This is a genomic window from Xenorhabdus sp. PB61.4 (genome assembly GCF_963894935.1).
Lineage (GTDB): Bacteria > Pseudomonadota > Gammaproteobacteria > Enterobacterales > Enterobacteriaceae > Xenorhabdus > Xenorhabdus stockiae.
The window spans coordinates 1-12,995 of record NZ_CAWQJR010000002.1 but is presented as its reverse complement, the minus strand read 5'-3'; the positions used below and the strand labels follow the sequence as shown (position 1 = coordinate 12,995).

Below are 12,995 nucleotides of genomic sequence, written 5' to 3'. Positions count from 1 at the left end.
GAATAGCGGGAATGAGGAATAACGGATCATGAATAACAGCGATGGTAATAACGTTCAGAGGGAACAGGCAATGGGATCAATGTCTGATTTGGAAATGCACGGTTTTGAAATCGCCATTATCGGTATGGCGGGACAGTTTTCCGGCGCGAGTGATATTGAACAATTCTGGCAAAATATCGCAGCGGGCGTTGAGTCTGTCAGGCCATTGACTGATGATGAACTGGATGCAGAAGGAATATCAATGGAGGCCCGTTCGCGGGCCGATTTTATCCGCAATGTTTCCGTACTGGAGCATCCTGAAGATTTTGATGCTGAGTTTTTTGGTTATTCTCCGCGGGAAGCTCAGGCAATAGATCCACAGCAGCGCTTGTTTCTGGAAACGTCATGGCTGGCGTTGGAAAATGCCGGTTATACAGCGGAAAAGTTCCAGGGACCAATCGGCGTGTATGCCAGCAGCTCCAGCAGCAGCTATTTTATGAATTATCTATTGAATCATTACACTGCCAAAGGGCCGTATTTACCGGACATGCTGCTATTTGGTAATAATAACGATCTGCTTTCGACACGGGTATCATACAAGCTCAATCTGCGGGGGCCGAGCTTCACTATCGGGTCGGCCTGCTCCAGTTCAATGGTAGCGCTACACTATGCCTGCCAGTCTTTACTAGCCGGAGAATGTGATATTGCACTGGGCGGAGGTGTTCACGTTGGTTTTCCCTCCCACAGTGGCTATCACTTCGAGGGTAGCGGCATTCTTTCCCATGACGGACATTGTCGTACTTTCGATGCTGAGGCATCCGGTACTCTGAGCGGTGATGGCGTTGGTGTTGTGGTGCTGAAACGGTTACAGGATGCACTGGATAGTGGCGACCATATTTATGCGATTATTAAAGGTTCTGCGGTCAATAACGATGGCGCAGAGAAAATCGGTTTCACTGCGCCTTCGGTAGCCGGTCAGGCCGCGGTTCTTCAGCGTGCATTGCTGGTGGCAGATGTGACACCAGAGAGTATCAGTTATATCGAGGCTCATGGCACAGCCACTCATCTTGGCGACCCGATGGAAATGAAAGCCCTGCTCAGTGCTTATGAGCAGCCGGAAACAGAACAGCCGCGCTGTGCGGTGGCTTCTGTCAAAGCGAATCTGGGGCATGTAGACTCGGCGGCAGGTGTGACGGGAGTCATGAAAGTTGCACAGATGATGACGCACCGTTATCTGCCACCGGCGGTCAACTTTACCCGCCTCAATCCTGAAATTAATCTGACCGGTTCCAGATTCTATATACCGACAAAAGGTGAAGAGTGGCAGTGTCAGGGCGTACGCCGGGCGGGAGTCAGTTCCTTTGGTATTGGAGGAACCAATGCCCATATGATTTTGCAGGAAACACCCGATACTTCCCCGTCAGGCCCGTCTCACCCGCAACAGTTGCTCTCTTTTTCAGCCAAATCACCGCAAGCATTACAGGCAAAGTTACTTAACTTCCGTGATTGGCTGGAAAAATCTCCCCGACAGCCATTAGCTGATATTGCTTATACCCTGCATGTCGGCCGTCATGAAATGGATTACCGGCACAGTCTGGTATGCCATGATCACATCAGCGCAATAGCGGCGCTGGATAATTATTTATCCCGGACAGCACAGGAAAATACGTTACGTACAGTTGCTTCGTCGGTCATTTTTATGTTCAGCGGGCAGGGAGCACAATATCCCGGCATGATGAAGGGGTACTACGATCAGGAGCCAATATTCAGGGCCGCAGTGGATAAATGTGCGGAAATGATGCTGCCTTTGCTGGGGCGCGATATCCGTCCGTTAATCTTCGATACGACTGAAGCGAATAAAACCCCGGCGTTGTATCAGACACATTATACCCAGCCAGCTCTGTTTGTTGTCGAATATGCGTTAAGTCAGTTGTTGATGGCATGGGGGATACGTCCTACGGCTTGCATCGGTCACAGCATCGGAGAATACGTTGCCGCCTGTATTGCGGGTGTATTTACTCTTGAAGATGCAGTGAAGATTGTGATCAGGCGGGCTCACTTAATGAATCAGATGCCTGCCGGAAAAATGCTGGCGGTAGAACTTAATGAAAGAACATTACAGGGCTATCTCACTGAGGGCGTTACACTGGCTGCTTATAATGCGCCTGAACTTTGTGTGGTATCCGGCGAAACAGAAGCCATACTGAGGCTTGAAGCGTGTCTGGCGGAGGATAATATCGAGTCCGGTACGCTGCATACTTCCCACGCTTTTCACAGTGCGATGATGGATGCGTGTCTGGAGCCGTTCAGACAGGCATTTGATGGCATAACACTATCAGCGCCAGAATTGCCCTTTATTTCCTGTGTAACGGGAACATGGATCACCGCTGAACAGGCGATGTCGCCGGATTACTGGGTACGCCAATTGCGTGAACCGGTTGCATTCAGTCAGGGAGTGACGTGCTTATTATCTCAACAGGAAGTCACTTCAGGTTCTCATTTACCACAAACTCATATACAGCAATCTCACTCGCAAAAAGCCTCGCCTTCAAAAGCGCCTGTTTTACTGGAAATCGGGCCGGGCAGTGCTCTGACCGGACTGGCAAAAATACAGTTTACAGGTTCAGCGGCACATCAGCGGGTGTTCAACAGTACCCGAAGTATCAAACAAACTATCCCGGACAGGCAGCATTTGCTGAATCTATTAGGGCAGCTATGGCAACAGGGGGTATCTGTCGACTGGTCTGCATTTTATCAGCCACAGAAACGCCACCGCCTTCCTTTGCCCGGATATACATTCCAGCGTCAGCGTTACAGTCTGGACTCATGGGTTAGTGATACCTCACGTAACATGTCTTCTCACACCAGACAGACGGCTTCAGATAACGGGCGGTTGCCACTGGAGCAGTGGAGTCACCAGATCCGCTGGAAACAAATGACCATACCGGTGGCAGATTATGCCCGGTTAAATGGGCAGGTTTTCCTGATTTTTATGGACTGTTCAGGAGTAGGCAAACAGCTAACGGCTGAACTGACACAATTGGGTGGTGAAGTCTGGCAGGTGATAGAGGGCGGACGTTTTAAAGCAGATACAAATACACGTCAGGTCATCATCAATCCGCAGAACAGCGAAGACTATCAGACATTGGCGGATTTATTTAACAGCCGGAAAGTGAAGGTCACTAACATCATTCATGCATGGTCAATAACGCGTTCAGCTTCCATTCCATTGAACACGGCCTTTACCCATTATGAATCCCTGTTACATATTGCCCGGCAATTTGCGGTAGACCGTTTAGCAACAGATGGAACAGACGTGGATCAACTGAAAACGGTTGCACTAAAAATTGATATCCTCTCCAACCGACTGCATTCAATTACAGAGCAGGACAGAAACGATCCGGCCAAAGCCCTGCTACTTGGCCCATGTCGTGTCATTCCAAAAGAGTTTGAACAGGTGCAGTGCAGGAGTATTGATGTTGCCCTGCCTGCTCGCTGGTCACTGCCTTTGCTTAATCCTAAGCCATCTGATGCCGTAATATCAGCATTACTGACAGAGATCCTCAGACAGCCGGAAGAACAGGAGGATCAGGATAATATCGTCGCGCTTCGCGGAAGACATCGTTATGTACCGTTGACTGAAACCGCAGTCTTACCTGTTACGGCGTCCCCGTTATTAAGACATGGGGGAAATTACCTGATTACGGGCGGATTTGGCGGTATTGGTGCCACAATAGCACTCTATCTGGCGAAGCATTATCAATCCCATTTGATTTTCATCAGCCGCAGTGAATTACCGCCCAGTAATGAATGGTCAGACTGGCTGGAAACTCATGATGCTGATAATAAACGTTCACGCCATATCCGTCTGTTACAACAGTTAAAGCAGATGGGCGCTTCTGTTTCAGTCATTTCTGCCGATCTGGCGGATGCTTCAAGAGTCAACAAAGCGCTGACTGATGTTGTTCTCCAGTATGGGCAGATCCACGGGATCTTTCATTGTGCTGGTATTGCCGATGGCGGGCTGATCCAGAATCGCAAATTCGAAGACTCACTTCAGGTATTCCAGTCAAAAGTACTGGGAACACAGGTTCTGGATAACTGGTTTAAACGCCGTCCACTGGATTTTTTCGTTTTAAGTTCATCACTGGCATCCCACATAGGCACAATCGGACAGGTCGCTTATTGTGCCGCCAATGCTTTTGAAGATGCTTACGCTTTATCACGCCATCAACATGTTTTGGATGAGCAAAATTTCAGTAAGTCACATTCAGGCACGAAAAAATCTACCCGCTATCTTGCTATTGGCTGGGATGCATGGCGTGAGGTAGGAATGGCTGTGGATAGCCTGCGTCAGTGGTATCAGGATAATGAAGGACAAGAAAGTATCAGGCACGGTATTCTGCCGGAAGAGGGTTGCCAGTTGCTGGAATTATTACTGTCACATGGGGACAGTGTTTATGCGATTTCTACCCGCGGCTTACCGTTACCGGATACTGACCACACGGCGGAAAACAATACCCCAGCGGAACAGGACGAAAATACGACAAACACGGGCGAGCAGAATCTGTATCCCCGCCCGGTATTAAGTGTCGCTTATCAGGCTCCCCGCAATAAGACGGAAGAAATTATTGCTGATATCTGGCAGGAAAAAATGGGTATAGGCCCATTGGGGGTGTTTGATGATTTCTTCGAACTGAATGGTCACTCACTGATGGCAGTGCAGATCATCGCAAAAATTAAACAGCGGCTACAGGTGGTATTTCCTGTCGGGTTTATTTACGAGCACTCCACGATTGAACAATTGGCTGAGCAGGTCAATCTGCGTAACAAAGTGCAGCCGGACAACCTGACAGGCAACCCGGAGGAAAGGCGATGATAGCCAGAATGCAAAGAGGCAAGGCAGCCCGGAATTTGCACCGCACCGGGAATAACAAGAAGGGAAGCTGGTTCCCGTTAGGATATGCCCAGCACTGCTTCTGGTTTGTATCGACGGCACTGGGGGATACCGCTAACAATCAGGTTGGTATTCTGATTGAAGGAGAACTGCGGATAGCGGTGCTGGAACAGGCTATCAATACGCTAATCCAGTCGCATATTTCCCTGCGCACGGAAATACTGGATTACGCACCAATGCAACGGCTTTGCCAGATGCGGGAGTTTGATCTGCCGCTGCTGGATTTGTCAGCTTATGATGCCGATACGCAGGAACAGCGGGTGACTGAAAATAGCCAGAAATTCCTGCATACGCCATTTAATCTCAAATCGCCTCCCCATCTGCGGGCACAGATTTTCCGATTGGCAGAATCAAAACATGTATTGTTTTTATGTTTTCCTCACATTGTGGCAGATGGCGGAGCCATACACCTGTTTGAGCAACAGCTATGGCGTCTTTATGAACAGGGATGCCACGGAAAAAAACGCCAGTTAAGTGTATCGGATCAGATGCAAATTGATGAATGGGTCGGTTATGAACGGGAAACCCATCATCAACATGGTCAGCAAGATTTGGCTTTCTGGCGACAGCATCTGAAGGGATATCCTTATGCGCGTTTTCCTGCTCGCTATCTCAACCAGAATACTCTGACCGATCACGAGTTTTACCTGCCATTTCCTGAAAATAGCTATGACTTGCTGGACACGCTGGCTAAACAGCAAAAAGCAACATTGCAGATGGTTTTTCTGACATTGGTTGCAGAGGTGATTTACACCATGACAGGGCAGTCCCGTTTCTCGCTGAATTCAGTGCTGGAAGGCAGGGAACAGCCCGGAAGTGAAACATTGATGGCGCCCATGCTGCGTGTTATGCCGGTGCCTGTCAATCTGGACAGCCTAAAGGATAGAGAAGGAAAAAATGAGGCGACGACAATTGCTTTATTGGAACAGGTCAGGGAAAAGATTTTATCGGCCTATGACCACATGGAATGCCCGTGGAGTTTGCCGGTAGGTGTGCTGGCTGAACAGCGCTGGCATCGCAGCCCCGGTATTTATTCTCTGGCAATCCGTGCAGGTAGCTGGCTTTACAGCAAGGTATTCCGGCGTGCCCGGCTCTACCCGCATTTTCTGGCTGATTTTTTGTTTATGGAACCCAGACCACCGCAATCTATCATTCGCCGAGCCAGACGCAGCGTAGAAATTTCACAACCAACGATAAACATTAATATATTACAGGATGTATTCAAATCTGAGACGTCAGGTAGCAGGCTGGATGGGTTACGCCTGAGCAGCTACTGGAAAAGTGAACATCGGGAACATCAGGCGCTGCCCGGTCAGGCCATTTCTACCCAATGGGAAAATGACTCTATCAATATCTACGTCACACTTTCTGAAGATAGCAAACCAATCATGCAAATTAACTGCTGCTGTTTTAATCAGGCAGGGATGACCTGTTTTACCGGATTGCTGAAGGAAAAACTATCTTCTCTCTCCCAACTTATCACTGAATGAGATACAGAGAATGGCTATTCAGAAACAAGAAGAGAAAGTGATTGAGTTTAATCAGGTCAGGAAACATTACAAAGATTATCAGGCGCTGAAAGGCATTTCTCTGGACGTTTATCGTGGTGAGTTCATTGGTCTGCTTGGCCCGAATGGTGCGGGAAAAACGACACTGGTTGAAATACTGGAAGGGCTAAAAAAAGCAGATTCAGGCTCTGTCAGGGTATTGGGAAAAACATGGCAGCATGATGCCCCTTATCTGCGCCGGCGTCTCAGCGGAGTCTTACAGGAAACGTTATTTATCAACAAGCTCAGAGTAAAAGAAGTGCTTACTCTGTTCGGTAGTTTCTATGGCTGTTCACGTCATCGGGTGCAGGAAGTGATGGAACTGGTTGAATTAAGCGAAAAACACCGGACTTATGTGGAAGGGTTATCAGGAGGCCAGCGCCAGCGGCTGGCTCTGGGTGTTGCCATTATGAATGAGCCGGAAATCCTGATACTGGATGAGCCGACAACAGGGCTTGATCCGCGTTTCCGGCATGATACATGGGATATTCTGCGCAAACTCAACCGGGAAAAGAAATCCACGATGCTGCTGACAACGCATTATATGGAGGAAGCTGAGTATTTATGTGATCGGATTTGTATCATGAATAAAGGGGAAATTATTGCACAGGGTGGCATGGATGAATTACTGAAAAAATACTGTAACGGCGATCTGATTGAGCTGACGACCCGGTTCCCTGAACGTTTGCAAGAACTGAGCCTACATAATCGGGTATCAAGTTATGAATACGATGAATCAAAAAACAGGATCCGTATGATAATTGACGATTCAGCCAGCTTTGTGACTGAGCTTTTTGAATGTGCCAAAAAAGCCGGTACCGATATCAATGAACTGGTGATCAGAAAGAAAACGCTGGATGATTTGTTCATGGTACTGGCAGGGAGACGCTTCCATGAATAGTGCACTGATCAACCTGATGAAAACACAATTCAGGCAATATATCCGTGAACCGGAAATTCTGTTCTGGTCATTTGGTTTTCCGCTTTTGCTGGTCTGGCTATTAGGGCTTTCGTTTTCATCACAGGATATTCCCGAAAGGTATATCGGCATTGTTCTGCCAGCAGAAGTCGCGGAACAACAGAAGATCAAACAATGGGGAGAGCAGTTTACAGCGCATGAACACACCATCTCCGGTATTATCAATCAGGATGAAATCAAACGGAATAATCTGGTAAAGGTCAAATATCATATTAAATATTATCCTGACCGTGAGGCGGTGATTCTCGGGTTGAAACGGGGTGATATTCAGATGTTCATTGAACAGAATGCGCAGGGAAAACAGATTCACTATCTCGATCCACAGGATGGTGATGCCCTGCTGACTTACTATCTGCTCAATCAGCAAGAGGGAAAACCAACAGATAAAAATCTTTTCATTCTGGAAACACCGGGGCTGCGTTATCTGGATTTTCTGATACCGGGGTTACTGGCGATGGCAATAATGGAAACCTGTTTAATTGCTGTCGGCTGGGCACTGGCAGAAAAACGCCTCGCGCGGGTCACCCGTCAGATGTGTATCACGCCAATGCGTAAGACCACCTTTCTGATGGCACATATTCTGGCCTGTCTTATCATCAACTTTGTTGAAATACTGATTATTTATCAGTTTGCTAAGATCTATTTTGATATAGAAATACAGGGTTCGTTTTACGCTTTCCTGCTTTTACTCTTTGCCGGGAATATCTGTTTTTCTGGTGTGGCAGTGCTGGTGGCATCCCGGGCACGCAAGGCTCAGACTGCGAATGGCTTACTGGAAGTTTCGATTCTGATACAGGTTTTGTTATCGGGGATCTTTTTCAGCTATAAACACTTTCCACAGTGGATGGTCAATATCGTTGAATATCTGCCGTTAACCATTCTGGCTGATAATATGCGTAAAGTATTTATTGAAGGCGGGGAATTATTACAGGTTGTACCCGCATCTATTGCACTGGTTGTCATTGGTGTCATGACTTTTATATTAGGAATGCGAATTTTCCGCTGGTATTAATCTGTCAGTGGCTGCCAAAGCAGCCACTTGAAAAAGATATAATAGAAAGCAATTTGATATAGAAAATATAAATATATACCTTTTCATAATAGTGAGAGTATCAGCATGCGGTGTTCCTTACCCCGCGTGTCACGCGGGGTAAGGAATACTCCTATCATTTTGACAAGCTATTTATTATCTTGTGAGATTAAGATATGTTAAAAAACATTCCATACATTATTTTTGACGCAGAACCATTCTGTTTTGGCCCGATATCGACTACATTAAATATTGTGGAGCAATTAAAGCATAGAAATAAATTGATATCAGATGCTAAATTAATTTTATTAGGTACACTCACCTCCTCTCAATTAGGTGAAAAATCGAATTTATTTGATATTATTTATGAGTGTGATACGACTTCTGTTACCGAGCTTTCACGCTATTCTGAGCTGATTTCAGGAGCCAGTCTTTACATTAACAATACCAACCCCGGCTCGATCAATTTTGTTTCGCAACTGGGTACACCTATTGTCTATATCGATACGCTATTTTGGATGTGGAGTAATCTCCACGCTGATCTGCGCCAAACTGAAAAAACATTCATTCAGGATTTTCATGGAATAGAACGAAATATTGCCAAATTCCGTGATAAACTTGGTGATTATCAAGTTATACCTCCCATTCTTTCTGATTCTTTGCAACAATGTTTAATGGATGATCATCCATTAGAAGGCGTATTAATTACTCTTGGTGGCATTGACACGGTTTACAGCGAGACAACAGATTTTTACTACCATTTTCTTCAGGAATTACTCTCTATTCCCAATTTGAAAAATGAAAAAAATATTACGATTGCAGGTGGAGGAAGAACAATCGGAAACCTGAAGAATATACTCGCTGAAACACACCCTCATATCCATGTTGATTGTTTTTCAAGACAGGATTTTCTCAAAAAATTACGGCGGGCCCGTAAAGTATTATCGAATGCGGGGCTTACCACATTTTATGAATGTGTTGTGCTTAATAAAGATGTTTTTTTCTTACCACCACAAAATTATAGCCAGCAATTGCAGTTAGAAATATATCTTCAACATTATTATCCCCCTGAGTATGGTTTTCTATGGCAGCCGGAATATGGATACCCTGAGCTCCCCGCTTACTTATCAGAGAGAGAGGGGCTAGCGTTAACTGATAAATGCATCGATTTATTCATGAATCGTCCTATAGAAAGAAAGCGCGCTCTGGAGATGATTGACCAGTTTCTCTCGAAAGAGAAAATTAACGCTTATTTTTCCCGGGATATCTTTGAACATAATGCGAGTGATATTATTGTTGACTATATTGAAAAAACGTTTTTAGCCAAAAGGTTACAGAGTGAGAAAAATATGAATTTACGCAACTGAATGAATATCTGAAGATTGATGACAAATGCTTAATTAAATGCTACTTATTAGTCCTTTAGACAGGATAATAGGTGTATTTGATATGAACTCCAAAAATATTTGGAGAACCTACGGTTCAACTTCTCTTTTTGTCCTATTGTGGAGCAGTGGCGCTATCTTTTCTCGTTGGGGGTTGGATTATAGCTCTTCTTTTGCCATTTTGACGGTACGTTTTGCCATCGCTTTTCTTTGCCTTTTATTACTTTGTGTGTTCAGAAAACATTACTTACCGGCGTCAGGAAGTATCGGAAAAGTTGCGGGTACTGGCTTATTGATGATTGCCGGCTATTCTATTTTTTATTTTCTTGCGTTAGAGCATGGCATTACCCCCGGAATTTTAGCAACAGTCATGGGGATTCAGCCTATTATTACTCTGTTGGTGATAGAAAAACATTTTTCCGTTCGCCGTTTACTGGGTTTGTTTTTATCTCTAATGGGATTGATATTAGTTGTTTTCCAGGGGCTGGTAATGACTAATTTTTCTTTTCTGGGTACGTTTTTTGCTTTGTCAGCATTAGGTTGTATGAGTTTAGGCGCTATTTTTCAGAAACAAATTCAGCAGTCGCCTTCAGAAGTTCTGCCTTTGCAATATGGTGTAAGTTTAATAGCATGCTTATTGTTTGTTCCTTTTAAACCTTTTCATATTGAATTCACCACTGGTTTGATTATCTCTGTTTTATGGCTTGGGTTAGTTATTTCTGTAGCTGCACAGTTATTACTTTATCGGCTTATTAATGCAGGCAATTTAGTTAATGTCACTAGTCTGTTTTATCTTGTACCGTGTGTTACCGCATTAATGGATTATTTATTTTTAGGTAATGCACTCTCTACGTTAAGTATGATTGGAATGGTAGCGATAATCACAGGTTTGGCTTTTGTTTTCCGAGAAAAAAAGTAACAGGAATATCGTTATTCTGATTTATTGCGCTCCTGTTTCTTACGATACGAGCGCCAGCGATATCTGGGCCAATAAAAACTGAATAGGATCATCAGCATAGTCAGTGGTGTTCCGCAAAAAGTGATCATTGTATCAATGGGAAAGCCGGCTCGATTTGCAAGAATATAAATCCCGACAGCTTTTGAAAGGTAGACCAAAATCCAGACGATAGAAACTTCGTGCCATACTCTGTCATAGATGGGCTTGCCATAAACTGAGATAGTTTTTAATCCCGGCATGGCTTGCTCCGCCATTGTTTTTGCAGCCGGCTTTCCTATTAGTGAATAAAAACAGAAGACTGCAACCAGTGATGCAGCACTGCTAATTGAACCGAAAACTTCCTCTAGTTTTTTATCAAACAGGGTATATCCGTGTATATAAAGATAATGACTTAGCCCTGATACTAACAACAGAGCGATTACAACCCAAAGACTCTGTGTTTTACTGATAATCCTGAGAATAACTGAATATATTGTTGTCAGCAGCAAGGCAGTACCAACACCGCCTACAGAGAAAGCAACATGATACAGAATAATGGGTATAATCATGTTGAGCATCACATCCCGTGATATTAAATAACGCCAGATAGATAAGTGTGTTTGCTGCATTTTTTTACCTGATATTTAAGGGGGTTCGGGTTACATACAAAATGGAAACTAAAAGAAAATAAATAAACATGCTGAATATTAATATATAGTCGAAAAGTTTATCCCGCAAGAAATAAACAGAGTTATATATTTTACCTGGGATGTCTAAACTATTGTTAAACCGATTTGTTTTTTGTTTATGGATATTCTTAATATTATTTTCAATAAATTATTTTTAATGATATTTAAAGCCAGTAATATGGCATGTGATGATTTTCCTTTCTATCTCTTCAGTTGTTAAGAATGTTCTGAATACAACGTGGTTTTTTTCGTGTGATTAACATCATTATCAGATAAAAAAACTTCACTGTTGCTGCTTGTTATTTTCATTTTGTATTTTTATAAGTGAATTGTTTTGTTTTTGGACTTTTATCCTGAATGAGACATGCTTTCAATTTCCCTAAATTATTATTAAGTTAATTGGATAAATATATCTAATTGATGCATGATGATTTGTTAAGTAATCTTATTGTAGTTAAAAGATGTATTTTGCCGTTCTGAACTGAATATATCCCAGGATTAATTGGGTATTAATAAGATAAAGGAGCGAAAACATGAGGGTCTGTGAGACTAAAGAAATATCAGAAATACAACTAACGCGTTGCATACAAACATTGACACGTGCTTTTGATGGATATTCTTTGGTACGGCATTTTCTGGCTGAGGATGGTCACCAGCAGAGAGTGCAGCGTTATCTGGAGGCCTTTCTTCGAAAAGTCGGTATGGCAGTAGGGCACGTCTGGGCCACTAATGATGGAACGGCTGTATCTATATGGACGGCTCCCGGTATTGAAGATGCAGCATCTGTTTTTATTTCGCTTTCTGTTGAATTTGAAAAGATCGCAGGAGAAAGAGCTAACATAATGCAGGCATCTGAAGCCGTTATGGCGAAAAAACGCCCTGATTTTCCGTGCTGGTTTTTGGGGGTAGTCGCCGTAGACCCGGACTTTCAGGGAAAGGGGCTGAGTCGTGCGGTTATTGAACCCGGGCTTGAGAGAGCTGAACGTGAAGGTTTTCCGGTGTTTCTTGAAACGTCGAATGAAAAAAACGTCAGAATTTATGAGCGACTGGGGTTTGAAGTCACCGCTGAATATCCGCTGCCTTTCAATGGTCCCATGATGTACGCAATGCTCAGGCAGTAAGTATCGTAATGATTCCATCCAGTGCAGAAGTATCAATATTCTTCTGCACTTTTTTCTGTTTCAGTTCCCTGAAAAAGTACATTGCCTTTATTTGGTTGATTAACGGGAAGATCATTCATGTAACCGGAAGTTGTTGAACTATCATCAGGCCAGTTTATCTGAATAGCCATGATAATATCTGTGATTTAATTAATGTAATTAATTGATTTTAAATAATTATATTTATTTTTTTGTAAAAATTCGTATTTGCAAATATTTTTAAATATACCTGATTGTAAAATGCACCTTCAATAAATCAATAATTACCGAGCAAAACACGACTGTTTTTCGCTCTGCCTAATTATATACCTCCTTTTATTTATTTTTTATGC

The 12,995-nt window shown here is 43.9% G+C and carries 9 protein-coding genes; 7 read left to right on the top strand and 2 right to left on the bottom strand.

Going from position 1 to position 12,995, the window contains the following annotated elements; all coding sequences use genetic code 11:
• The first annotated feature begins 28 nt into the window (after positions 1–28).
• The 6 genes from AACX68_RS00725 to AACX68_RS00700 all read left to right on the top strand — a co-directional run bounded on the left by AACX68_RS00725 (position 29) and on the right by AACX68_RS00700 (position 10,796).
• Complete coding sequence (locus AACX68_RS00725; RefSeq protein ID WP_228858253.1) at positions 29–4,858, top strand: type I polyketide synthase; 4,830 nt, start codon at positions 29–31, stop codon at positions 4,856–4,858.
• Positions 4,855–6,426 carry a condensation domain-containing protein gene (locus AACX68_RS00720; protein ID WP_228858252.1) on the top strand — a complete coding sequence of 524 codons (1,572 nt, stop codon included), beginning with the start codon at positions 4,855–4,857 and terminating at the stop codon, positions 6,424–6,426. The genes AACX68_RS00725 and AACX68_RS00720 overlap by 4 nt, the downstream gene beginning before the upstream one ends.
• 10 nt (positions 6,427–6,436) lie before the next feature.
• Positions 6,437–7,384, top strand: a complete 948-nt coding sequence (locus AACX68_RS00715) for an ABC transporter ATP-binding protein (protein ID WP_228858251.1) — start codon at positions 6,437–6,439, stop codon at positions 7,382–7,384.
• Positions 7,377–8,474: an ABC transporter permease gene (locus AACX68_RS00710; RefSeq protein WP_228858250.1), complete on the top strand. Its 1,098-nt coding sequence runs from the start codon at positions 7,377–7,379 to the stop codon at positions 8,472–8,474. Before AACX68_RS00715 ends, AACX68_RS00710 begins: the two co-directional genes overlap by 8 nt.
• A gap of 194 nt (positions 8,475–8,668) precedes the next feature.
• Positions 8,669–9,859, top strand: coding sequence for a hypothetical protein (locus tag AACX68_RS00705; RefSeq protein WP_228858249.1), 1,191 nt, complete (start codon positions 8,669–8,671; stop codon positions 9,857–9,859).
• A gap of 82 nt (positions 9,860–9,941) precedes the next feature.
• Positions 9,942–10,796: a DMT family transporter gene (locus AACX68_RS00700; protein ID WP_228858275.1), complete on the top strand. Its 855-nt coding sequence runs from the start codon at positions 9,942–9,944 to the stop codon at positions 10,794–10,796.
• A gap of 11 nt (positions 10,797–10,807) precedes the next feature.
• Here AACX68_RS00700 and AACX68_RS00695 read toward each other — a convergent pair whose 3' ends face one another.
• Positions 10,808–11,443, bottom strand: a complete 636-nt coding sequence (locus AACX68_RS00695; protein ID WP_228858248.1) for a hypothetical protein — start codon at positions 11,441–11,443, stop codon at positions 10,808–10,810.
• Positions 11,444–12,036: 593 nt separating this feature from the next.
• Between AACX68_RS00695 and AACX68_RS00690 the strand changes: the two genes are divergently transcribed.
• Entirely contained in the window at positions 12,037–12,624 is a 588-nt protein-coding gene (locus AACX68_RS00690) for a GNAT family N-acetyltransferase (RefSeq protein WP_228858247.1), read from the top strand.
• Between the two features lie 32 nt (positions 12,625–12,656).
• Here the strand turns inward: AACX68_RS00690 and AACX68_RS00685 are convergent, their stop codons facing one another.
• Entirely contained in the window at positions 12,657–12,794 is a 138-nt protein-coding gene (locus AACX68_RS00685; RefSeq protein WP_228858246.1) for a hypothetical protein, read from the bottom strand.
• Between the last annotated feature and the right edge of the window lie 201 nt (positions 12,795–12,995).